This is a genomic window from Thalassomonas actiniarum, from assembly GCF_000948975.2.
In the GTDB taxonomy this organism is placed as follows: Bacteria; Pseudomonadota; Gammaproteobacteria; order Enterobacterales; family Alteromonadaceae; genus Thalassomonas; species Thalassomonas actiniarum.
Window position 1 is genome coordinate 971,162 of record NZ_CP059735.1, and the last position, 23,406, is coordinate 994,567.

Annotated in this window: 17 protein-coding genes; 9 read left to right on the forward strand and 8 right to left on the reverse strand. The window is 48.3% G+C overall.

The window, feature by feature from the left end:
* Positions 1–221: 221 nt before the first annotated feature.
* The 3 genes from thrA to thrC are packed head-to-tail and all read left to right on the forward strand — an operon-like array spanning position 222 to position 4,932.
* A complete protein-coding gene (gene thrA, locus SG35_RS04255; RefSeq protein WP_044831880.1) occupies positions 222–2,678 on the forward strand; it encodes a bifunctional aspartate kinase/homoserine dehydrogenase I in 2,457 nt (818 codons plus the stop codon).
* Positions 2,678–3,628 (forward strand): homoserine kinase, encoded by a 951-nt coding sequence (gene thrB, locus SG35_RS04260; protein WP_044831879.1) that lies wholly within the window; start codon positions 2,678–2,680, stop codon positions 3,626–3,628. Before thrA ends, thrB begins: the two co-directional genes overlap by 1 nt.
* Before the next feature lie 11 nt (positions 3,629–3,639).
* Positions 3,640–4,932 carry a threonine synthase gene (thrC, locus tag SG35_RS04265; RefSeq protein WP_044831878.1) on the forward strand — a complete coding sequence of 431 codons (1,293 nt, stop codon included), beginning with the start codon at positions 3,640–3,642 and terminating at the stop codon, positions 4,930–4,932.
* On the opposite strand, the gene SG35_RS04270 is transcribed toward thrC, so the two are convergent.
* Positions 4,929–5,063: a hypothetical protein gene (locus SG35_RS04270; RefSeq protein ID WP_269082166.1), complete on the reverse strand. Its 135-nt coding sequence runs from the start codon at positions 5,061–5,063 to the stop codon at positions 4,929–4,931. The two genes, thrC and SG35_RS04270, sit on opposite strands and share 4 nt — an antisense overlap.
* A gap of 16 nt (positions 5,064–5,079) precedes the next feature.
* Here SG35_RS04270 and ung point away from each other — a divergent pair, with 16 nt between their 5' ends.
* Positions 5,080–5,766: a uracil-DNA glycosylase gene (gene ung / locus SG35_RS04275; RefSeq protein WP_044831877.1), complete on the forward strand. Its 687-nt coding sequence runs from the start codon at positions 5,080–5,082 to the stop codon at positions 5,764–5,766.
* Positions 5,767–5,805: 39 nt separating this feature from the next.
* Here ung and SG35_RS04280 read toward each other — a convergent pair whose 3' ends face one another.
* Positions 5,806–6,372 (reverse strand): GNAT family N-acetyltransferase, encoded by a 567-nt coding sequence (locus SG35_RS04280; RefSeq protein ID WP_044831876.1) that lies wholly within the window; start codon positions 6,370–6,372, stop codon positions 5,806–5,808.
* Between the two features lie 185 nt (positions 6,373–6,557).
* Between SG35_RS04280 and SG35_RS04285 the strand changes: the two genes are divergently transcribed.
* From SG35_RS04285 to SG35_RS04295, 3 genes are all read left to right on the forward strand, one after another.
* A complete protein-coding gene (locus SG35_RS04285; RefSeq protein WP_236702544.1) occupies positions 6,558–7,898 on the forward strand; it encodes an NAD(P)/FAD-dependent oxidoreductase in 1,341 nt (446 codons plus the stop codon).
* Positions 7,899–8,310: 412 nt separating this feature from the next.
* A complete protein-coding gene (locus SG35_RS04290) occupies positions 8,311–11,001 on the forward strand; it encodes a leucine-rich repeat domain-containing protein (RefSeq protein ID WP_152646540.1) in 2,691 nt (896 codons plus the stop codon).
* 624 nt (positions 11,002–11,625) lie between these two features.
* On the forward strand, positions 11,626–11,889 hold the full coding sequence (locus tag SG35_RS04295; RefSeq protein ID WP_044831873.1) for a SymE family type I addiction module toxin: 264 nt from the start codon (positions 11,626–11,628) through the stop codon (positions 11,887–11,889).
* A gap of 194 nt (positions 11,890–12,083) precedes the next feature.
* Here the strand turns inward: SG35_RS04295 and SG35_RS04300 are convergent, their stop codons facing one another.
* The 4 genes from SG35_RS04300 to SG35_RS04315 form a co-directional block, all read right to left on the reverse strand.
* Entirely contained in the window at positions 12,084–12,782 is a 699-nt protein-coding gene (locus tag SG35_RS04300) for a PEP-CTERM sorting domain-containing protein (protein ID WP_044831872.1), read from the reverse strand.
* A gap of 387 nt (positions 12,783–13,169) precedes the next feature.
* Positions 13,170–15,257: an Ig-like domain-containing protein gene (locus tag SG35_RS04305; protein ID WP_053042901.1), complete on the reverse strand. Its 2,088-nt coding sequence runs from the start codon at positions 15,255–15,257 to the stop codon at positions 13,170–13,172.
* 160 nt (positions 15,258–15,417) lie between these two features.
* Positions 15,418–16,428 (reverse strand): D-2-hydroxyacid dehydrogenase, encoded by a 1,011-nt coding sequence (locus tag SG35_RS04310; protein WP_044831871.1) that lies wholly within the window; start codon positions 16,426–16,428, stop codon positions 15,418–15,420.
* A 213-nt stretch (positions 16,429–16,641) separates the two neighbouring features.
* Complete coding sequence (locus SG35_RS04315) at positions 16,642–17,847, reverse strand: NnrS family protein (RefSeq protein ID WP_053042900.1); 1,206 nt, start codon at positions 17,845–17,847, stop codon at positions 16,642–16,644.
* Between the two features lie 311 nt (positions 17,848–18,158).
* Between SG35_RS04315 and SG35_RS04320 the strand changes: the two genes are divergently transcribed.
* Complete coding sequence (locus SG35_RS04320) at positions 18,159–19,064, forward strand: endonuclease/exonuclease/phosphatase family protein (RefSeq protein WP_044831870.1); 906 nt, start codon at positions 18,159–18,161, stop codon at positions 19,062–19,064.
* Between the two features lie 228 nt (positions 19,065–19,292).
* On the opposite strand, the gene SG35_RS04325 is transcribed toward SG35_RS04320, so the two are convergent.
* Both SG35_RS04325 and SG35_RS04330 read right to left on the reverse strand, forming a co-directional pair.
* Positions 19,293–19,559, reverse strand: coding sequence for a DUF2164 domain-containing protein (locus SG35_RS04325; protein WP_044831869.1), 267 nt, complete (start codon positions 19,557–19,559; stop codon positions 19,293–19,295).
* Positions 19,560–19,585: 26 nt separating this feature from the next.
* The gene (locus SG35_RS04330) at positions 19,586–20,665 is read right to left on the reverse strand and encodes a WD40/YVTN/BNR-like repeat-containing protein (protein WP_044831868.1); all 1,080 of its coding nucleotides are present in this window, start codon (positions 20,663–20,665) and stop codon (positions 19,586–19,588) included.
* A 331-nt stretch (positions 20,666–20,996) separates the two neighbouring features.
* Here SG35_RS04330 and SG35_RS04335 point away from each other — a divergent pair, with 331 nt between their 5' ends.
* Positions 20,997–23,306 (forward strand): aminotransferase class V-fold PLP-dependent enzyme, encoded by a 2,310-nt coding sequence (locus SG35_RS04335; protein WP_201777767.1) that lies wholly within the window; start codon positions 20,997–20,999, stop codon positions 23,304–23,306.
* The last annotated feature ends 100 nt before the right edge of the window (positions 23,307–23,406 follow it).

The window sequence follows — 23,406 nt, forward strand, 5'->3', positions numbered from 1 at the left end:
TCAAAATGTGTAATTAGTTTTCAAAATAAACGGTTGACAGCTAAATATTAATCAGGCATGTTATTGAGTATGAAAATTCAACACAGCCAAATTACCACTATTATTACCACTACCACCCTCACCGGGATGGTGGTCATTGGCTGACGTGTAAAATAAACGATTTTATCAAAGCCCGTGACCGACAAGGTTCCGGGCTTTTTTGTTTTTAAGGGGATGTAAAAATGCGTGTACTCAAATTTGGTGGTTCGTCGCTCGCCACTGCTGAACGATTTAAGCAAGTGGCTCAAATCATCAAGGATAAAAGCCAGTCATCATCGGTGGCTGTGGTGGTTTCGGCGCCGCAGGGAGTGACTAACCACTTGGTGGCGATGGCGGAAAATATCAGCGATGAAAACAAACTCAGTACCGATTTACAGCTTTTTAAAACCGCAATAGACACCATTATCGATGATTTAAGCGCCAGTCTGGACGGTTTTAACCGTCAGCATGCGGAGCAGGCGCTGGCAAACTGTGAGCACCAGCTGAGCCGGTATATGCAGGGGGCGACCATGCTGTCGTTTTGCCCCGAACATATCCGGGCACGTATTATCAGCACGGGTGAAAGGCTTAGTGTCGCCATACTCGAGTCGGCGTTTGCCGCGCTCGGCAGCGAAGTTTCCATTCTTGAGCCGGAAAAATTCCTCTTTACCAGCGATGAATCCCTCAATGCCGTGGCAGATCTGGTGCTGAGCAAGGAAAAGTTTGCCGAATGTTACAGCGAGCGTAAACAGATTGCTATTATGCCGGGCTTTTTCGGCGTCAACAGTCAGGGAGAAGTGACGACTTTAGGGCGCAACGGCTCGGATTATTCGGCGGCGGTACTGGCGGTATGTGCCGAGGCAGAATGCTGCGAGATCTGGACCGATGTTGACGGCGTCTTTAATGCCGACCCCCGTTTGATTAAAGATGCCAAGTTGCTTGATTACCTCTCTTATCAGGAGGCGATGGAATTATCCTATTTCGGCGCCAGTGTCTTACATCCGAAAACCATAGGTCCGATTGCCCAGTACCACATCCCCTGCCTGATTAAGAATACCGGTAACCCTCAGGCGCCGGGCACCTTGATTGGCAATGAGAATGACCAGCAAAAGCGGGTCAAGGCAATCTCCAACTTAAATGATCTGACTATGGTCAATGTTTCCGGCCCGGGCATGAAAGGCATGGTAGGCATGGCCAGCCGGGTCTTTGCTACCATGAGCAGGGAAAATATTTCTCTGGTGCTGATCAGCCAGTCATCCAGTGAATACTGTATCAGTTTCTGTATTTATTCCAGCGATGCCCTGCGTGCCAAGCACAGCCTGGCGGAAGAATTTGAATTGGAATTACTCAATGGTTTGCTCGAGCCGATCTCACTGACCGGCGACCTGTCCATTGTTTCCCTGGTCGGCGACGGCATGCATCACCAGCGCGGTGTGGCGGCGAAGTTTTTCAGCTCGCTGGCACAAGCCAGGGTTAACGTGGTGGCGATTGCCCAGGACTCTTCCGAGCGCAGTATTTCCGTGGTGATCGAGCAAAGAAAATGTACCGATGCCTTAAAGGTCAGCCACCAGAATTTCTTCTCGTTTAAACCGACCATAGATGTCTTTATGATAGGTTGCGGTGTGGTCGGCAGCGAATTGATCGCCCAGATCGCCCGCCAGCAGCCAAGCCTTAAAGCGCAGAATATCGATTTAAAAGTCTATGGCCTGGCCAACAGCCAGGGCATGGTGTTTGATGAAAACGGTATTGATCTCGATAACTGGCAAGAGGGCATGGGTAAAGATGCGTTGCCGGTGACGGTGGAAAACATCAAGGCGTTTGTCCGTGACAACCATTTGATCAACCCGGTACTGGTGGACTCTACTTCTAATGAAGAACTGGCCATGAGTTATGTCGGTTTTCTTGAAGAAGGTTTCCACGTGGTGACCCCGAATAAAAAGTCCAATACCGACTCCTGGCAGTATTACCAGGAACTTCGGGAAGCGGCGCAAAAAACTAACCGCCGTTTTCTTTATGAAACCACGGTCGGCGCCGGATTACCTGTGATTGATACCTTGCAGAACCTGATCAAGGCCGGTGACCAATTGCTGAAATTTGAAGGTGTGCTCTCGGGATCTTTATCTTATATCTTCGGTAAACTCGAAGAAGGTATGCCGCTATCCCAGGCAACGGCGATTGCCAAGGAAAACGGTTTTACCGAACCGGATCCCAGAGACGATCTCAGCGGTATGGATGTTGCCCGCAAGCTGTTGATCATGGCGCGAGAGTCCGGGATGCAGCTCGAGCTTTCCGATATCGAAATTGAGTCGGTATTGCCGGAAAGCTTTGACGCCGGTGGTGATGTCAGCCGCTTTATGGCCAACCTGGAAAAACTCGATGATGAATTCAGCCTGAAAGTACAGGCCGCTAAAAACGAAGGTAAAGTATTAAGGTATATCGGCAATATCAATGAAGGAAAATGTAAGGTCACCATAGAAGCGGTCGACAGTAAGCATCCTTTATATAACATCAAAGACGGCGAAAATGCCCTGGCGATCCACAGCCGTTATTACCAGCCGCTGCCTTTTGTCTTGCGCGGTTATGGCGCAGGCGCCGCGGTGACGGCCGCCGGTGTTTTCGGTGACTTACTCAGAACCCTGGCATGGGAGCAGGAGCACTAATGGCTGTATCAGTATTTGCGCCGGCGTCGCTGGCGAATTTCAGTGTCGGCTTTGATGCCCTGGGCTTGGCGGTAAAACCCGTTGACGGCACCTTACTTGGCGACCTGGTTACGGTAGAGCAGGCTGAGGGGGAAAATAATCTCAAGGTAGTGGGGCAGTTTGCCGACAAGTTACCTTTGGCAGTGGAAGATAATATTGTCTGGTCTTGCCTGCATTTGTTTAACGAAGCGATGGCGGATGCGGGCCGGGCCACAGAAAAAGTTACTATCACCTTAGATAAAAAAATGCCGGTCGGCAGCGGCCTGGGGTCGAGTGCCTGCTCTGTGGTGGCCGCTTTGGCGGGGTTAAATGCCTTTTACCGGGATTGTTTTGACGAAAAAACCATGCTGAAAATGATGGGCCAGATGGAGGCGAAAATCAGCGGCAGTTTGCACTATGATAATGTTGCCCCCTGTTACCTTGGCGGTTTGCAGCTGATGGTGGCGGATGAGCACATCATCAGCCGCACTTTGCCGGATTTTAAAGACTGTTTTTACGTGATGGCCTATCCCGGCATCGAAGTTTCTACCAAGGCGGCCCGTGAAGTGCTGCCGGAAAATTACCGCCGCAAAGACCTGCTGAGCTATGGCCAGAATCTGGCGTCTTTCGTCGATGCCTGCCATCGTCAGGATAAAACGCAGGCTTTTGCGGTATTGCAGGATGTCGTAGCTGAGCCTTACCGTCAGTCATTGTTGCCGGGATACGAGCAGGCGCGTAATTATTTGCTGGCCCAGGGCAGCCTGGCGGTGGGTATTTCCGGCTCGGGTCCAACGCTGTTTTGCGTGTGCGACCAGGAGGAGCGGGCACAGGAGCTGGCCAGATGGCTGCAAGATAATTATTTACAAACTGAGTTGGGCTTTGTTCATGTTTGCCGGGTTGATGACCTTGGTGCCCGTACGCTAAAAGACTAAGGAATTAACAAGTGAAGTTTTATAACCTAAAAGAAAATGATGAAAAAGTAAGTTTTGCCGGTGCGGTCAGGCAGGGGTTGGGTAAAAACCAGGGGCTGTTTTTTCCCGAAGAAATTCCCGCCCTTGATAATATCCAGGAGCTGCTGGCTTTGCCTTTGGTGGAGCGCAGCGTCAAGGTACTTTATCCTTTTGTCAAAGACGACTTGAGTGAAAGTGAATTAAAAGAGATTGTCACCGCCGCTTTTAATTTTCCGGCATTGTTGCAACCTATCACTGAAGACAGAGCGATCCTGGAACTTTTCCACGGGCCGACATTGGCCTTTAAAGATTTCGGCGCCCGCTTTATGGCGCAGTGCCTGCAAAAATTCAGTAAAGAAAAGAAAATTACTATTTTAACCGCCACTTCCGGCGATACCGGCGCTGCCGTTGCCCATGCCTTCCACGGCCTGGATAATATCCGCGTGGTGATCATGTACCCTAAGGGCAAGATCAGCTTACTGCAGGAAAAGATGTTTACCACGCTGGGCGGCAATATTGAAACCCTGGCGATAGACGGTGATTTCGATGACTGTCAGGCGTTGGTTAAACAGGCCTTTGACGATAAGGCGCTGGCGGCAGAAATAGGCCTTAACTCGGCCAACTCCATCAATATCAGTCGTTTGCTGGCGCAGATCTGCTACTACTTTGAAGCCGTGGCCCAACTGTCACGTCAAAAAAGTAAGAGCCAGCTTGGCGATGTGGTGTTCTCTATTCCCAGCGGCAATTTCGGCAACTTGACCGCGGGGTTATTTGCCAAGGCGCTTGGTTTGCCGATCAAACGTTTTATCGCCGCCACCAATGAAAATGACACCGTGCCCCGCTACCTGGAAACCGGAGACTGGTCGCCGAATGAGACGGTCGCTACTATGTCCAATGCCATGGATGTCAGTAACCCCAATAACTGGCCGCGGGTGGAGCATATGCTTAAAGCCGGTATTATTGAAGAGGCTGCTGTCAGCTCGGTTTCCGTGGGAGAAGAGCAGACGCAATCGACCATGTTACAGCTCAATAAGCTGGGTTATATTTGTGAGCCTCATGCAGCCGTGGCTTATAAGGCGATGCAGTACGGGGTGACAGAGCAGGAGTTCGGGGTATTTTTAGGCACCGCCCACCCGGCGAAATTTAAAGAAGTGGTGGAAAGCATTTTAGGTCAGCCGCTGGGCTTGCCGAAAGAACTGGCGGATTGCGCCGGAGAGAAAATCCTTTCCAGTGATATGACGCCTGATTTTGCCTTGTTGCGCGAGTACCTGTTAAAGGGCAATTAATCCTTTTCTCCGTTAAGGTGTTTATCTGCTAGCGCCCCTTGTTTTTCTCTGGAAAAGCAAGGGGCATTTTTTATCGGCTGCTGGCGGGATTGGGCTGTTGCGGGTAAACTAGCCGCTTTAATTTCATTCATTATTATTTATCTTTTCATGAAGACATCTGACAGCATCAGCCAGCCGGTATGGCAGCACATTATCAAGCAGCAACAGCAGCAGCCGTATTTCCAAAAACTGGCTGAAGAAATCGATCGGCAAAGGCAAGCCGGCGAAGCCATTTACCCGCAGGAAAGTGATGTCTTCAGCGCCTTTGATTATGTCGATTTAACTGAGGTCAAAGTGGTGATCCTCGGCCAGGATCCCTATCATGGTGCGGGGCAGGCACATGGCCTGGCATTCTCGGTATTACCCGGGGTGAAAGTGCCGCCGTCGCTGGTGAACATTTATAAAGAACTGACCACTGATATTGCAGGTTTTACCACGCCGGGGCATGGTTATTTAACCCCCTGGGCAAAGCAGGGGGTATTGCTGCTTAATACCGTGCTTACGGTACAGCAGGCCAAGGCCCACTCCCATGCAAAACTTGGCTGGGAGCAATTTACCGATGTGATTATTGACCAGATAAACCAAAACAATCCCGGTTGTGTCTTTATCCTTTGGGGCAGTCATGCCCAGAAAAAAGGCAAAAAAATCGACGGCGACAAACATCATGTTTTAGCCGGGCCGCATCCGTCGCCGTTATCGGCTTATCGCGGTTTTTTTGGTTGCAGGCATTTCTCAAAAACCAATACCTGGCTGGAGCAACAAGGCCAGACACCGATTAACTGGTGTCTGGATTAACTCATCTTTAATTAAGGCTTTCTCAGGTTTGGTCAGGTGTTAATCGAAGTAGATGATCATTTCCGCGGCTTCGCAGTGGCAGTCATAACCGCACAAGATGCAGTTGTAGCCGTTTTTACTGTCTTCATACCATTTGTTCGGGTGTGTTTTTACCAGCTGGCCGCCGCATTTGGTAAAATATTTTACCGCGCTGTTGCCGGGGCTTTGCTTCCATAAATGGCTGACTCCTGCCAGGGAGCCTTGCTCTTTGGCGGCGGCAATGGAAAGTTTCAGCAGCTGGCCGCCGATGCCGTGGCCGCGGTAATTTTCATCGACGGTATTGCATTTAAAATAACAGCTTTTATCCACCGGCACTTGCCATAGCTGGGGGCTGCACCATTTATCGACATGCCACTGGCCGGCGGCAAAGGTGATGCGAAAACCGATCAGTTTATCCTGATCGTAAACCACATAACCGCTGTTGATGCCGTTTTTTACGCCTTTTTCATACCAGCTTCTGATGTTTTCGCTATTGAGGTAGCCGTCGCCGTGGACAAAGTTACCCAGGGTGATGATGTTGTCAAAATCATCCGGGGTTAAATTTTTATAAATGAACTGCTTAGTCATATAAGTGAACTGTAAATACTTGAGTTTGATAAGTGCAACTATTGGCAAATAATGGCATAGTTGGCGCGATAAAAAAATAGTGAAACAAGCGAAAGTTATCGGTGTTATTGTTAACTCTTGTTGCCGCAGTATCTATAACGATATGCTTATGTTGATGTTTCCAATTAGTTCGTAGTTTGGAGTGAATGATGTACGACCCCTTGCATGATCTGTCCCCGGGGATAGGTGAAGATTACCCCGACAGTTACTGGGCTGATGTGTCCAAAGATGCCCCCGAAGATGACGGTATGTTGAAACAAGATCTGGATGTCGATGTGGCTATTATCGGCGCCGGTTATACCGGGTTATCGTGCGCGCTGCATCTGGCACGCGAGCACGGCATTAAAGCCACCGTGCTGGAAGCCAACAAAACCGCCTGGGGCTGCAGTGGTCGTAATGCCGGGTTTATCCTGAAATCTTCCGGACGCAAGGCTTACTCCACCATGGAAAAGCAATGGGGTGAAGAAGTGATGCGCGGTATCTACGGGGAAATGTGTGCCGGGGTTGATACGGTAAACAGTTTGATTGCCGAGGGCATAGATTGCGACCAACAAGATGCGGGTTATATCAAGGTTGCCCATAAGGCGAACAAACTTGATGAATTGATCTCACTGGCGAAATTGCAACAGAAAATGTTTGGTTATGATGTCCAGATCTTGTCTCAGGATGAAGTGCGCAGCCAATACATGGATGATCGCAATGCCTACGGTGCTATCCGCTATCAGGATGGTTTTGGCTTAAACCCGCTGAAACTTGCCTGGGGATACCAAAAGCTGGCACGTAAAGCCGGGGCAAAAATATATTCATCTTCTCCGGTGACCGACTGGCAAACGAGTAATAACCGCCAGCAACTTATCACGCCCCAGGGGATAGTGACCGCGAAAAAGGTGGTAATTGCCACCAACGGCTACACCCCGAAAAACCTCCATGGCCTGGTTAAAAACCGTACCTTGCCGGTACTTTCCCAGATAATCGTGACCGAGCCGCTAACACCGGCTCAGCTTGAAGCCTGTAATTTTCTCACCAGCAATGTAGTGATGGATACCCGGGCGTTGAAATATTACTATCGCAAACTACCGGATAACCGTATTTTATTTGGCGGCCGTGGAGCTATCACCGGCAAGGGCGCCGAAGACCCCTATTATGCCAACCGTTTATTGGCAGTGTTAAAAACCAGCTTCCCGTCATTGGCACAAATTAAATATGACTATGCCTGGTCCGGCTGGATTTGTATGGCGCTCGATGACTTGCCCCATATTTATCAAAGTGAAAATAATGATGTTTTCTACAGCATGGGTTATTGCGGCAGCGGGGTGTCTTTCACTGTCCAGGCGGGCAAACGATTGGCGCAAAAAGTTGCCGGCGAGCAGGTGCCGGATTTACCCCTTTATCAGAAAGCCTTGCCGAAATTTCCTTTTGCGCCGCTGCGCCGGGTTGGTCAGTGGGGATACTTCCACTACGGTAAAATCAAAGACACCTGGTTCTAATCAGGGTTAACGAATGTAAAAACCGACCAATCAAACCTCTTCTTGGAATGAGGTGTGATTGGTCTTTTTTTAGTTTAATCCGTTAACTTAAAATAAATATATTTAATGTGCTCGTTAAACACTTTTTGTTCATTATTAACTTATTTATTACAAAATGGGTTGTGAATATTTAACCATTTTAGTAGAATCCTCCCCCCTCTCGACATGGTTTGATAATTAGCCCTAAGTGACTGAAAGCCAGCTTTCATGGCCGCGGGTTTTTTTAACGGATCTCCAGATACTTGCAATGGAATGGCACATCTCGATTATCAACTCGCGGTATGATTATTAATGCACTGATAAGCTTTGTATTAAGGTTTCTGTGCCGTAAAGAGAGCGAATATTATTCCCTTTTTTTTAGGACTTTTTGCAAGTGAAAATTAAATCAACTGTTAAGTATTCTTTGATTAGTGCAACATCACTTCTGTTGCTTGCCTGTGGCGGCGGTGGCGGCGGAAGTAGCTCCGATAACGATTCTCCAACCTATATTGCCCCTGTTATTTCTGCTATGACCTCAGAGCCTGTGCTTGAACGTGGCAGTTATAGTTATACCGCCAGTGCCAGTGACAGCGACGGCTCTATTGTTTCTTATCAATGGCAACAGATTTCAGGCACGCAAGTCTCTGACTTGGTTGCCGACTCCGCAACGCTTTCCTTTACCGCCCCTAATGTGGCCAGCGATGAAGTGTTAACTTTTACCCTGACAGTTACGGATAATGACAACCAGAGTAAAAGTGAAAGTATTGATATCACCATCAGTGCCTATGAGTCGTTAGCCTCTTTGGCCATTAGCGATAGCGGCCTGTTAGCCTGTTTAAATCAAGATGCAAATAATGATGCTGGGATCACAAGTCTGAGCTGTGATCAGGTAAGCATGGCTTCTATTGCCGAATTAAGTGCTTTTATTCAACTTGAACAGTTAACCATTACCAATGCCGGACTGACGGATGTTTCTGCTTTGGCTGCGTTAACTCAGCTTAAATCGCTGGATTTATCGAATAACGAAATTGCGAATGTCAGCAGTCTTGAAAACCTGACTTCACTGACTTCCTTGGACTTAAGTTATAACAACTTTCGGGATAACAGCTTCGCCGAAACCTTAAACAAGTTAACGGCCCTGACAGAGCTTAATTTAGAAAAAGCGAATAAAAATTACAGTGGGTATTTTAATTTAGATGTAGAAAATCTTTCCGCATTAACGCAATTGACCCGTTTAAATTTAAGTTATGTAAGCCTGGGCACAAGTTATTCAGCGATTGACCTGTTTAGCGAATTAAAAAGCCTTAAATTAGCCTCTTTGGGAAGCCGATTTAATTCATTAAGTTTCTTGTCCGGTTTGACGGCGTTAGAGTCGCTGGATATCAGTGAGAATCATTATGTCAGTGACTTAACCGCGGTAGGTTTATTAACAAATTTAACAAGTCTGGACCTGTCTGATACCGGAGTTAACGATCTTTCGCCGTTATCTTCTCTGGTGAATTTGCAGGATTTAGCTCTTAGCGACGTGAGCGTTTATGAGACTTCGACAATCACTGATTTAGTCAACCTGCAGGTTTTGGATCTCAGCAAAGAATACGGTTCTCTGAATTTTGATCTTGATGGCATAGACAAGCTAACGTCATTGACAACGCTGAATCTTACTAACAGAAGTATAACTAATTACACAGGCATTAGTGGTTTAGATAAGCTGGAGCACTTATTTGCCAGTAACGCTAACCTTAAAGAGTTGAGTTTTTTACCTGACTTAACTGCTTTGAAAACTCTGGATATCAGCAATAACTCAAGTATTTCTGATGTTAGCGCCTTAGCTGACTTAGTAAACCTTACCGAGTTAAATCTTGCCAAAACAGCTGTCGTTGGATTATCGCCTTTAGCAGGTATGACAGAATTAACAGTACTGGATATCAGTGATATCTATTACAGTACCGTGCTCGACCTGACACCTTTGACCGGTTTAGTGAAGCTGGAAGAGCTGACTGCAAATTTCAACACTTATACTAATATTGATGTCCTGGCGGGCTTAACGGCGCTGAAGACCTTGGATCTAATTTATGCGCAGCTTGAAACCTTGTTTGACTTTAGCAAGTTAACTCAGTTGCAAAGCCTGAATTTAACCTCTAATAAGCTGACTGAAATTTCTGAATTGTCCGATGTCAGCACTTTAACCAGTTTACAGTTAGAGTCAAATAGCGATCTTAGCGATATCAGTGCCTTGCAGGAGTTAACCTCGTTAACCGAACTGTCACTTAGAAGTGTAAGTGCCCTGGAAAACGTCGATGCATTGTTTTCTTTAACCAATTTGGAAACATTAAATTTATATTATAATTCGCGGATTTTATGCACTGATTTGGATCAGCTGGAAGAAACCCTGGTGGATACTGATATTACCCGTTATTCCAATTGTATGGAGCAGCCGGTGGATATTAGTTTGATTGAAGATGCTGATTTACTCTCTTGTATTTATAGCCGCTCAGCCTATGATATCGCCGATGTGAATGATCTATATTGTTATAGCGGCAATATTGAAAGCCTCGCCGGAATTGAGCAGTTTAGCAATTTAACTTCTTTAAGATTAGATAGCCATTCTGTCAGCGACCTGTCGCCTTTGAAAGAATTAACTTCCCTATATAGCTTAAGATTGAATAATAATGCTGCTGCCGATATATCACCCTTATCGGCCTTGACTGAACTGCGGGAATTACAATTAAATGGTAATGGTATCAGTGACATATCAGCCTTGAGTGGTTTATCGAAACTGACAAGTATCTCTTTTGATAACAATAATATTAGCAATATCAGTGCTTTATCTTCATTTTTAGAGCTGCAGTATTTATATCTGAATGACAATAATATTAGTGATTTAGCACCATTATCAAGTTTGCCTGCTTTGGACAATCTAAAATTAGAAAATAATAATGTCAGTGATTTATCGCCGCTTATGGGGATAACCTCCTTACATTGGCTGTACTTGCAGGGCAACGACAATATCGATTGTGACCAGTTAACGACCCTTAAAGAAACATTGAATTTATATCACAGTTCTACGCCTAGCCAGTGTAACTAATTTGCTGTAATTTCATTTTGTCGAAGCCCGGTAGCCTTGTGATGCTATCGGGCTTTTTTATTTGCAAAATATTGTCTATATCATGGATAGACAGGGATGTTGATTTTCATCAGAACAGAAAGAGACGCCGGGCAATAGAAACAGCATAAAACGCGAATTCAAAAGAGAATGGAACACCGCTACATTTTATATAAGTAAGAGCCTCGTTTCTTAACGGGGCTTTTTCTGTCTCATATGTAAATGCAATACCCATGGCACGGTGAGCCGTCAGAAAGGCGGGCCAGGGCAGGAGTCGGTGCAAGTGCTGTTGTGCACATGTGTCATTACCGCTGTATGCCGGATAACTCTATGTTTATAACCGTACCTTTTTACTATTCTTTTCAAGGTGTTGAATCTCGTGTACAGCATTATATACAGTACTTGAGAACACGCAAAATATTTAATGACAACCCCGCCGGATTTATGCTGTGTTTTGTACTATTAATTAAAGATCCCGCAACAACCCACCACACCCGAGGAGGCCACTTACCAGCTAAGATCTCAAGCAGATAAACCAGTCGCTATCCCCGAGTGCCAGAAACACCCGGAGACAGCTAACCAAAACGAACTTAAAAGGAGTCCGTCATGGCTGAATATCATCATACGCCAGAGCTTTGCCCGGCAAAAGTAAAATATCCCCGCTATCGCCAGTTCACCGTACTGGAAACTACCTGCGAGTCGGCAGCGAAAACCCGCGGCCTGGGCATTAACTATGTCCCGGTAAACCTTGAACCTTGCATTGTGCTGCGGGGAAAATGGCTCCGTCAGGCCGGTTTCCCTATCGGGCAAAAGGTGAGTGTGGTGATCAATCCGGGAGAAATTCTGATCACGCTTAAACAGCTTTGCTGAAGCCGGTTGTGACATTTTGCCGCTTGCAGCTTATTGGCTGAAAAAGAGAATTTAACAAAGGGGAATTCACCGCTGACTTGTAAGCATACAAGTCAGCGGTGAACCAATTGATGTTTGTTGAATTTATTTGGCCGGGTTGGGTTTAACCTCAAGCAGTTAGGACTGCCGTTAACCTCAACCAGGCCGGGTATGGGTTATTTTTTCATTAACCGACGGCTAAAACCACCACCAATCAAGCCTAAGGCCAATAACGCAATACTGGCGGGCTCAGGTACGGCTGCCGATGCTGCACGGCTGATCGCCAGGTGATCGAAGACGATCCCGTCGGCATTGGCCCTGCTGCTTAAAATGGTGACCGAATGGATAAGCTCATTGCCTTCGGCGTTGATTTTTAAATAGCCGTTGCGGCCGGAGCTGCTGGCAAAGCCCGCATGATCTTCAAGGTAACCGTAGTCCTGATCGTTGATGCGCAGGGCGTGCAGGCCGCCATAGTTGGTTTCCGCGTTGGCCATGCCGGCACCGAAACCGGTAATGCCGTCTTCAAAGAAAAAGGTAATGCCCTGCACCCAAGTGCTGCTCCAGCGGTTATTACCGCCGTTGCCGTTTGACAATACATAGCCGTCGTCCCAGCTAAAGCCGGGGTAAGACAAGGTATTGACCAGCTCGGTGCTTTGCTCGGTGTCGGGATTGATAAAGGAGTAGCTGAGGCCGTCAATCAGCTGGGTATCGTCAAAGCTTTCTATTTCATAACCTGTGATCCCCAATGCAGCATCCATGGCGGAAGTATCTGATGAGTAGACCCCGGGGGCATAAAACGTGATCAGGCTGGCCTGGCTGGCGGCACTGGCAACTAATAAAGAGCTGGTTAACAAAAGTTGGGAGATTTTTTTCATAAAAGTACAACCTAATTATGTGGAGTTATTATTTTGTCGCTTACCTTTGTCATCCTGTTGATTTGGGTAAGTCCTGCCTGTTGCGCACTTGTTTGATAGGGCATATATGATGCCAAATGTAACCGAGCTGTAATCAAGATATAGGTTTTTGTTGTAACTATCTGATTAACATGCCCTTGTTTTTTTTACTGTGTCTGTTTTTCAGAAGAAGTATCAGCGAGCTAAGGCTGAGGCGGCAAGAGTTGCCGCCCGGGCGGCTTATTGTTGCCATAATTTGATGGAATTGTGAACAGTTTGTATATGCTGTTCATCAGCAACAGTAAGTGAGAGGGATACAGAACCTGAGCCGCCTGCTGATCAGGCGGCCCCTATTAACACTTTTGACGACTACAGCAAATTAAATGACTGCACAAAGCTGGTAACTTGATTGTTTGGCGTGGTTACGGTAATGGTCAATACCCCGGTTTCCGCATTGCCGCCTGCGGCATTAACAATGACAAAATCCAGGCTGCGGGGGAGCGTGGTATTGGGCATGGTCAGGGAGGTGGTGCCTTCTATTTCCCCGGCGCTGCTGCTGACGCTAACGCTAGTGTTCATCGGCATGGCCTGTCCGGCAGAGTCGGTAAAGCTGAAGCGGAAACTTTGGCTGCTGCCGTCGTTAATGTCCGGCAGGCCGTTACCGTTGCCAGATTGATCGGCGAATAAGGTACCAGCACCGTCGGTGAGTTCATAGTCGGCATCTGAACCCGACATAATGAGGATCATCGCTTTTCTCAGTCTGATTGACCTTTGCTCAGAGCAAGAGCTGCCTTCGCAGCGGGGACCGTTATACAGGCTGTCGGCATCGCTGAAGGCGTCACTGTTATCGTCGTCATAATAGATTTCCCCGTCATTATATTCACCGTCTTCATTATCGTCGCGCCAGGCTTCCGACATATCGATAAAACCTAGGGCTTCGCTGCCATGGCTGCCAAAACCTGAATCGACTCCGGTATCTATGATGGCGCTGCCGTCATTGTCGTCGAAGGTATTGTTGCCATTGGTTTCATAAAAAGTTTCATGTCCCAGGGCGGTGGCCAAAATGGTGACCCTGTGATCGTCCACCCTGTCATTGGCGCTGACCCAGGTAACAAAACAGCTGCCATTGCTGGTGTTGCAGCTGCCCGGGATATGGCCGCCCTCGGCGGTAAAGGTGACTGTGGTGCCGTCGGGCACCGGGTTGTTGAAGTTGTCTGCCAGCCAGACAGAAATGTTTGAAGTTACGCCGTTGGTGGTATCGGCCTCCGGGTTAAGTACGCTGGCCGCTATGGTAAAGGAGCTTTGCTCCGGCAGATCGGAAACGATAGATAATAAGTCAGACTGGGTTTGTACCGGTGTGGCTTGCCCCTCAAAGTCCATGGTGGCTTTGGCGGTGACCCTGACCGAAGTCGGCACGGTACCGGCGTTTACCTGGGTGCTGATCTCTCCCTGGCTGTTGGTAAAGCCGCTTGTCGGGGTTAAGCTGATGTCACCGACATCGGTATTGAGGCTAAAATTAACTTCTTGCTGTGCCAGGGGGTTGCCCAGGTCACTGTTGACTCTGAAGGTCAGGGTGGAAAACTCCTGCTTGTCGACCCCGCCGGAGCCCTTGAGGGCGATAGAGCCTGGCTCGGCAGAAATAAAGGCGATAGAACCCAGCTGTTCGCCGCTGATATGTATGCTTTGGGAAGCGGTATTGGTGGTGCCGTTGCTGGTAATAGAGGCTATAAGCAAATCGTCTGTACCGGTGAGCCCGGCGCAGCTGACATCTTCGAAGGTAGCATTGGCCCGGCCATTGCTGCTGACGACTTGGCTTTCTATGGTTGCCTTGGCATTTTCCACACAGCTGGAGGTGAAGAGCACTGGCGTTGGCTCAGCGATCAAAGCATCATTTTCATCGACCAGGTCGACAGTTAACCCCAGGGTACCGCCGGCACTGACGGTATTGTCTGTAAGGGTTAATTTGATCTCACCTTCAATAAAGGTGTTGCTGTCATCGAAATAGCCGATGCGGACGGCGCCGTCGGAAATCACGCTGTCGGCGGCAATGATCTCATAGTTGAGGCTGTTGTTTTGGCTGCCGGTGCTGGTGTCGGTGTAAGTGGCGGTGAGCACGCCGGCGCCGAGCACGGCATTGCCTGTTAAGCTCACCGTGGCAATACCATTGTCGTCGGTCAGCGCTGAAGCGGCCGCCAGGGTACCGACTTCCGCGCTATAATTGATAATTTTTCGCACCAGCGGCTGGTTATCACTGTCAAGCAGCACGCTTGTGACTTGCACGATTTCATCGGCTTTAAACTGGCTGACGGCAATACCGTTTAATAACAGCTCACTGCTCAGGGAAGGGGCGGAGGTGCTTGTGCCACTGCCGCTATCGTCATTGTCACCTGAGCTGCCGTTACAACCGGTTAAAAGAACCAACCAGGAAAGCATCAGGGCGAGCGATATTTTTTTCATGCTCTTTTATCCTTAAAAATCTGAGAATTTAACAGCTAGAGAATAAAAGCCAGCCATTAAAAAGTCCATTTTAATTCAATAAATTATCATGATCTGTTGTAAGGTTTTCCCGTATTGTCTAAATGCTGTTATTAGGGGAGATGCTGTCCGAGCTATTGCTTTATTTATCCAGGCGGTTAAGGGACTTTTGCTCGCGATAGGCACAAATATTTGCTGCGATACCATCAAGCAGTCTTTGCTGGGCCTGCTCGCTGGCCCAGGCAATATGACCGGTAATTTTCAATTTGTTCGGGCCGCAGTCTATCTCGTTGTTTAGCCTGCTTATTAGTAAAGGGTGGTCGGCCGGTGGCGGCTCCTGATCCAGCACATCGAGTACCGCACAGGCGAGCTCCCCGTTTTTCAGGGCGGCTAGTAGCGCCCGGTTGTCTATCAGATCGCCGCGGGCGGTGTTGATCAGCATGGCTGTTGGTTTCATGTGTTGAAAGCTTTGCTCATTCATCAAATGTCTGGTGTCGGCCGTTAGCGGGCAATGCAGGCTGACAATATCTGAATGCTGCAGTAAAAAGTCAAAGGTGCAGCGACCGGGCCTTAAGCTTTTGGCGCCGGGGCGCTCACCAATTAATACCTTGATATCAAAGGCGGCGGCAATTTTGGCGACCGCCTGGCCCAGGCTGCCGTAACCGATAATGCCCAGGGTTTTACCGGCAAGCTCGGTAATGGCATTGCCGTGCAGGCAAAAGGTCGGGTTTTGCTGCCACAGGCCGCGCTCGGTGTTGCGATTGTGGTGGCTGGTCTGGTGAAAGTATTCCAAGATCTGGGCAAAAACATATTGCGCCACCGATGCGTTCGCATAACCGGTAACATTGGTGACGGCAATTCCCTGGGTACGTGCGGTTGCCAAGTCAATATTGTTGCTGCCGGTGGCGGCGATACAAATTAGTTTTAATTGAGGTAATTGCATCAAAATTGTTTTATCGAGCACCACCTTGTTACTGATCACTATATCGGCTTCCCGGCAGCGCTCGACCACCTGTTCGGGTGTGGTGGTGTTATAACAAGTTAGTTTTGTCACCTGGCCGTTAATGTTTTTAAGGGCTGTACTTGTGGCGGCAGCCGGGCTATTTGCATTGGCTATGCTGAAGGTTTGCAGATCGAGAAAAACCGCATGCATCTGTTAGGTCTCTGTTTCTAGTAAAGTGGGGAAGCGAAAGGTTCAGCTTACGGATTTCTCCCCGGCGGGACAAGCGTATTTTTCTGAAAGACAGGAGGGCATCCGGGGGAGCCGTGATACTAGCCGCTGCGGGGCTGCAAATATCAGGATAAGATATTTGCAGCCTGCCGGCGCTAAGGTTGGGAATGAGATGAAATAAGGGATGAGCAGTTGTTAACCCGGGCGACCATCGGCGCGGGGGGCGGTCAGCATAGGGCCGTATTTGAAAATAAAGGCGCCATAGGCGATAAACCAGCACACGGCACTTAGCTCAATAAAGTAAAGGGTGTAGGCCGGCGCCCCCCAGGGACCGAACACCCGTAACAGGCTGGAAATACTGATCAGGGCAAAACCATAGGATAAAAGTTTAGGCGGCATTAATGGCCGGCCGGTATGGCCCAGGCTTACCCGGGAGATCATCGCCAGGATCAAGCCGCCCATGCCGCCTATGGTCAGTAGGTGCCAGACATGGTTGCTGGGCACTTCTGCAATGATGTAGCTCACCCCCAACAGGATTAAGCCGAACCAGATAAATTTCAGCGCTGCATGTAATGACCATAACAGCGGTACCGCTAAGGTGATCCACGGGCGCCAGCGCAGCCAGCGGATCCCCTGGAAGACACCGGAAAAAATCAATACGCTGCCGAAAAATACCGGGCTAAAGCCTAGCAGGGGCTGTAATAACAGGGATAAGGTGGCGATGGCCAGGCTGGCGGTGCAGGCCCTTTCCAGCCAGGGCAGGGGGTCGGCTTTTTTCGTGCCTGTGCCGTTGGCGGTAAACATAGGGGTAACCCGGCCTGCCATCACCGACATCAACAGGGTCACCAGCAAGACTGCGGTATAGCCGGTGTAGTTGATTAGAAAGGTTTGCGGATATACCGTAGCCAGATACATTTCCAGGTTGACCAGGGTCAGTACTACCAGCAAGGGAACAAAAAATAAGTTACGGTATTGTTTGATCGCCAGGATAGGCCGGGCAAGCACTATTGCCACCGCAGGCAAAAAACTGAGATCAATAATGGCGCTTAAGGTATAACCGAGTACATCGGGAAATAACAGCACCAGGCGTCCGGCGACCCAGAGGGAAAATAAGCCGGTGAGCAGCTTACCCTGCACTCCGCGGATGCCGGTCCAGTTTTGTACCGCCGTTAACAGGAAACCGGCGATAATGGCACCGGCAAAACCAAATACCATTTCATGGATATGCCACCAGTAACCGCCGGCAAACGGGGTGAAGCTAGTGACTCCCCGGTAAATCAGCACCCAGATAATGACACTGAGCACACTGAAAAGTGCGCCAAACAGGAAAAACGGCCGAAAACCAAGACGAAAAAGCGGCTGGATTTGCTGCTCTTTTTGCATATCGGTAATTTGCATCATAGATAAAACCTTGCTAATTCTCTTGTGAAAAGCTTTTTTTGACAAAGCTTTTGCACTTCAGCCCTTGCTATGAATATCTGTAAGGGCAAGCCAAATAGTGGTGTTATTATACGCTTTCGCGATGTAGAAAAACTGATGTGAGATCAAGTTATTTTCATCTTGAGATGAAAATTATTCATCGGAAAAAAGCCGGGAAAATAACCGTTATGCCTGATGGAGTAATTGACACCCGTGACGGATTATACTGGACATCTTTGCCAAGTGCTTTTATTCTGGCCAGCTTGATAACAGCATAATAAAGCGGATTACGAGTGAAAAAAGCAGTATTATCTCTGGGGATGGCCATCTCCACTTTATTCCAAGCCGGTGTGGCTCAGGCAGAAGAACTGAAATTTGCTTCATGGAACATCGCCTGGTTAGGCTCACATGAATATAATGAACGTAAAGACAGTGATTACCAGCAGCTGGCGCATTATGCGAAAAAACTGAATGCCGATGTTATTGCCCTGCAGGAAGTTGAAGATGCAAGCTGGGCCCGCAAGGTGTTCGGCGACGACTACGACTATTACTTTTCCACCAAAGACTGGGTGCAAAGGGTCGGGGTTGCGGTAAAAAAATCCTCAGGTTATGCCGTTAAAGCACAGGAATATAAAGCCCTGGATGTTGGCCGGGTACGTAACGGCATGGACGTTACCTTGTCCAAAGGCGACAAAAAAATACAGCTGCTGGCGGTACATTTAAAGTCCGGTTGTTTTGACTCGCCGCTGGATAAAGTAAGTGTCAGCGCGATGCCGAGCACGTCGAAAAAAGAAGCCAAACGCAAAGAAGCCTGTGAAAAGCTGAGCAAGCAGATTTCGCCGCTGGAAAACTGGATCGACCAAAGGGCGTCAGAGCAGGTGCCTTTTATTGTCTTAGGTGACTTTAACCGTCGTTTCTCCCGCGACATCGCCCTCAATTACCCGGAAAATCAAGGCCTGTGGCAGGCACTGGATGACGAAGGTGCGGAAGATTTATGGACACCGACCGCCACCGCCGATTCGGCGTGCTGGGGCGGTTATTATAAAGATTATATCGACCATATAATCTTTAACCCGGAAGCGAAAAAACATTATGTGAAAGGTTCTTTCGACCAGCTGGTGTTTGATGAGAAATACAGCCGGGAACTATCACAAACCTTAAGTGATCACTGTCCGGTTTCCGTGAAGATCAACTTATAGTTTGTCTTAGGATAAAATTCGTTAATTAAAGAAAGGGGAATGAACCAAGTGCTAATTCCCCTTTTTATATACAGGATGTATGGTATTTCGCGCTCACACGGATGTGAAAGAGCGAAGATATACAGGATGTATGGTATTTCGCGCTCACACGGATGTGAAAGAGCGAAGATATACAGGATGTATGGTATATCCAATCACATGTGAACAAGTGCTGATTAGTAGCTCTTGCTATTTGCTCAATTCCGTGGGCTTTTCAATTTCATCTAAAGCTTCTTCCATTTCCAGTGCCAGATCCGCCAGTTTGCCGGTAAGTACGTTTTGTGCGTCGTTCAGGCCGCGGTTATAAAAATATACGCCGATTTTCTCGGCGAAAAAGTCCAGCAAAAATTCGGCATCGAATTGGCCGAGATCCTGATCAAGTTCTTTTTGAAAATACTTTTGTACCTGGCTGACGATAGTGCTTTTTTCTTCTTCGGAGAAGGTGATGATGGCCATTCAAATTTCCTGTTGTATGAAACGGATTAGTAATTGTGTTTGGCGGCGGTTTTACTCGCCTCTTTATTGGTGAAGTTATCGGGGGTAAATACTGCCACTTTTCCCTCTGCTCCGGCGGCCAGGATCGTTTGCTTGTTGGCGGCTAAGGTGTAAAAGCCTTGCCGGGAAAACTGCTGCCAGCTTTGGCCGTGATCATAGGAAATATCTGTGCTGAGTTTGCCTGTTGCCAGGCAGATATTTTTTATGCAACTCATGGCGGTGCGTAAACCGTTTTGACCCGAGTCCAGGCTTTGCCATTTTCCCTGTTTTAAAGCGGCAATGTTGGGGTAAGTGCCGCCGCGTTTCAGGTAATCTCCTCCCAGGGCAAACAGCTGGTTTTTGTTATTAACGGCTAAGGCATAGGGCCCGGCGGTTTTTGTTGTCTGGTGCAGGGGCAGCGGCTGCTTTTGCCAACTTGCCCCCAAATCATTTGAGTGGTATACAAAGGCGGACAAGCCGCCGGTGGCAAACCAGATATCTTTTGTCTCGGCTGTGATCAGGGTATTGCCGCTGGCGGCGAAAGCGATTTCGTTTTCCTGTATTGCCGGTAACCGCTTTGGATCGACTCTCTGCCAACTCTTGCCCTGATCTTGGGTATGTTCGATAACAAAGTGGCCGCCTACCGGATCCCCGAGCAAGAAGCCTGTCTGTTCATTGAGAAAAGCAATGGAGTCATAAAAACCTTTTTCATGGCGGTTTTCCCTGAGCAGCTGCCAGCTTTTTCCCTGATCCCGGGTGATGAGTAGTTTCGACTGGCTGCCTTCCCCGGCAGACATGATAATGGCGGTATTTTCATTGAGTACCGCGATATCCCTAAAATCATGCTGCTTGGCTAACTTGGGAGAAATATCCGACCAGGTTTTGCCGTTATTTTTGCTGATATAGACCCGGTTTTTCGTGCCTGCCACCCATAAGCTTTTTGCTGTAGCCGCGCTGCTTCTCAGTGAGGCTTTTACCGGCAACTGGCTTATTTGCCAGTCGGCAACTGCTTTGGCGGATAAAGGGAAAATAAAGCTGCTTAACAGCAACAACAAACCGGTGCAGTGGAGGGAGGCAGAGCATTTCATGTTAGCGGACTTTCCTTGAGCCTAAGCTTTAGCGATATCGACTCCGCCACTATTCATAATAATTAAATAATAAACAAGTACTTTTATGATTTTACTTTTAACAAGGCCAGGCCGGGGGAAAATAACAGTCAAGCATGAGTAAGCCTGGTTGTGTTATTGCTGCTGGAATACGCCTTTGCCCAACAGATAATCAATTATAGTTATAACCAGGCCATTTTTATCACTTAAAAGTTTTAAATATAAATTAGATTCTTTTGTTATAAGTGGATAGAATGACCCGATATATTCAACGTTGAATTGTTTCTTTATTTAACCAATAAAAGTATTTCTTATGCTGACGCTCACTGATATCCAACCGCAAAAAGATGAGATTTATCTCGATAACAATGCCACCACACCGGTGTTACCCCAGGCCGCGGCGGCGGCTTCTCATGCCATGCAGCTTTGTTACGGTAATCCCAGCAGCAGTCATATTACCGGCATCAAGGCCAAGTATATTTTAGAAACCACGCGTAATCTGGTGCGTAAGGTTATCGGCGCCCCCAGCGGGGAAATTACTTTTACCAGCGGTGCTACCGAAGGCATACAAACGGCGATTATCTCGGCACTTAATGCCAGCCGTGAATTGGCGACCAAGCTTGATAAACCTGTGCTCTTATATGGGGCTACCGAGCATAAAGCAGTGCCGGAAACGTTAAAGCACTGGAATCAGATGCTTAATATCGGCGCCGAAGTACTGGCGATCCCGGTTGATGAGCGCGGCATCTTAGATCTGGCCTTTATTGAGCAGCATGTTGCGAATGCCCTGATTGTCTGTACCATGGCCGCCAATAATGAAACCGGCGTTTTTCAGGATCTCAAGGCGCTTGAGTCGGTGATCCGCCGGGGTAACGACACAGTGCTGTGGATGGTAGATTGTGTGCAGGCATTGGGGAAATTCTCCCTGGATATCGCCAACACCAGCATAGATTATGCGCCTTTTAGCGGCCATAAGTTATATGCCCCCAAGGGCATAGGCATTTTATATGTGCGTGAAGGCGCCCCTTATACGCCCTTTATTGCCGGCGGCGGTCAGGAAAGCGGTTTGCGCTCCGGCACGGAAAACTTACCCGGCATTGCCGCCATCCAGGCGATTTTATCCCTGCTGGACGATGACGAAGACGATACCTTCAAAAGCCATGAGGTTTTGCTCGGTTACCGCGAGCAGTTAACGCAAACCTTACGGCAGGCCTTTCCGGAAATTGTTTTTAACCATGATTTTGATTGTTCATTGCCGACCACGTTAAATTTCTCCGTTAAAGGCCTCTCCAGTAAAGACATCATGGATTTATTCGATGCCGCCCATATCCGGGTGAGCTCGGGCTCGGCCTGTTCGTCGAAAGTCAGCGGCAGTTTTGTGCTTGAAGCCATGGGTAAACCCAAGTGGCAAAGTGACTCGGCTATCCGTATGTCTTTTGGTCCCGCGACAACTCAACAGGAAATCGATGATGCCTGCCAGGGGATTAAGCAAGCGGTGAAGGCGCTGCATCACAGCTGTTTGATCCTCTCGGATACCGAGGATAACAGTGAGTTTGCCGTCGACGGCCTGCAGCAGTGGGTGTATGACCAGCAATGTACCTGGTGTTATGTCGATAAAGCAGCGGGTGAGTGTATTGTCCTGGATATGATCCCCGAGCTGGTGAATAAATTTGAAACCCTGGTGAAATGCCAGAACTACCAGGTGAACGGCGTACTGGAAACTCACCGCCATGACGGCCAGTTGCTCAGCAGTGAAATTGTCCGCGAGTTGATCACCGAGCAAATGCTGTCCAGCGATTATGATCATCTTGGCTGGAATAAAAACAGCGCTACGGTGAGCCTGGATAACGGCCTGCAGGTAAGTGCCATTGCCGTCGGGGCTAAGGTGCTGGCAAAATTACCTTTGCCCGGCCATACCGACAACAGTGTTTGTTATTTGCTGGGCACCGCCAAAGACAATCGCTTACAGGCACAGGATATCGAATTTGCCTTTGTCGGCGATACCCTGCAAATCGGCGGCCTTGGCCGGGTGGATTTGCCGGAAAGCTCCGGGGAAAAGATGTATCAGTCTTTACGCAATTTAGCCGCGGTGATCGCCGATGATACCTTGCTTTGTCCCAGCCACGATTACCAGCAGCTGTTCAGCACCTGCCTGGCGATGGAAAAGCGCACCAACAAGTTGCTCAGCGATGTGCTTGACGGTGACATCAGCGCACAGGAATTTGCCCGGCAAAAAGCCGAAATTGATGCCAAGTTGCCGCCGGCGGATAACCACAGCTATTGCGGCAGCATCAGCACCAGTACCGCAAAAATCGGTGATATCACCCCGGATAAATTGAAACAGTTTATGGCGGATAACCCGGCGGCAACCATAGTTGATGTGCGTGAGCCCCACGAGTTCGATGCCTATCCGGAAGAATGTATTTCCGGCAAACAGCTGGTGAATATTCCCCTGTCGCAACTAACCAACTTTGTTAACCGCCACAGAAAAGAAAAAAACAGCAGCACTTTTGTCTGTATCTGCCGCAGCGGCAACCGCAGCGATGCCGCTGCCCGAACCCTGAGTCGCTATGGTTTTAACAATGTTTATCATGTGCCCGGGGGCTTTGCCTTATTGTCTTAAGCTGTTGCCGGAAACAGGTGCGTTAGGTAAAGACTTCACCTGTAACGCTTTATTGGGTATATACTAGTAAACAGAAGTGATATCTGGGCAAGGGTTACCG

What these genes read in the sequence shown, in the direction of transcription:
- SG35_RS04315 (WP_053042900.1), bottom strand. Translation starts at nt 17,847, where the DNA reads ATGATGCAAATTACCGATATGCAAAAAGAGCAGCAAATCCAGCCGCTT.
- SG35_RS04305 (WP_053042901.1), bottom strand. Translation starts at nt 15,257, where the DNA reads ATGAAAAAAATATCGCTCGCCCTGATGCTTTCCTGGTTGGTTCTTTTA.
- SG35_RS04310 (WP_044831871.1), bottom strand. Translation starts at nt 16,428, where the DNA reads ATGCATGCGGTTTTTCTCGATCTGCAAACCTTCAGCATAGCCAATGCA.
- SG35_RS04325 (WP_044831869.1), bottom strand. Translation starts at nt 19,559, where the DNA reads ATGGCCATCATCACCTTCTCCGAAGAAGAAAAAAGCACTATCGTCAGC.
- SG35_RS04270 (WP_269082166.1), bottom strand. Translation starts at nt 5,063, where the DNA reads ATGAATGAAATTAAAGCGGCTAGTTTACCCGCAACAGCCCAATCCCGC.
- SG35_RS04300 (WP_044831872.1), bottom strand. Translation starts at nt 12,782, where the DNA reads ATGAAAAAAATCTCCCAACTTTTGTTAACCAGCTCTTTATTAGTTGCC.
- SG35_RS04280 (WP_044831876.1), bottom strand. Translation starts at nt 6,372, where the DNA reads ATGACTAAGCAGTTCATTTATAAAAATTTAACCCCGGATGATTTTGAC.
- SG35_RS04285 (WP_236702544.1), top strand. Translation starts at nt 6,558, where the DNA reads ATGATGTACGACCCCTTGCATGATCTGTCCCCGGGGATAGGTGAAGAT.
- SG35_RS04295 (WP_044831873.1), top strand. Translation starts at nt 11,626, where the DNA reads ATGGCTGAATATCATCATACGCCAGAGCTTTGCCCGGCAAAAGTAAAA.
- SG35_RS04330 (WP_044831868.1), bottom strand. Translation starts at nt 20,665, where the DNA reads ATGAAATGCTCTGCCTCCCTCCACTGCACCGGTTTGTTGTTGCTGTTA.
- thrB (WP_044831879.1), top strand. Translation starts at nt 2,678, where the DNA reads ATGGCTGTATCAGTATTTGCGCCGGCGTCGCTGGCGAATTTCAGTGTC.
- thrA (WP_044831880.1), top strand. Translation starts at nt 222, where the DNA reads ATGCGTGTACTCAAATTTGGTGGTTCGTCGCTCGCCACTGCTGAACGA.
- ung (WP_044831877.1), top strand. Translation starts at nt 5,080, where the DNA reads ATGAAGACATCTGACAGCATCAGCCAGCCGGTATGGCAGCACATTATC.
- SG35_RS04335 (WP_201777767.1), top strand. Translation starts at nt 20,997, where the DNA reads ATGCTGACGCTCACTGATATCCAACCGCAAAAAGATGAGATTTATCTC.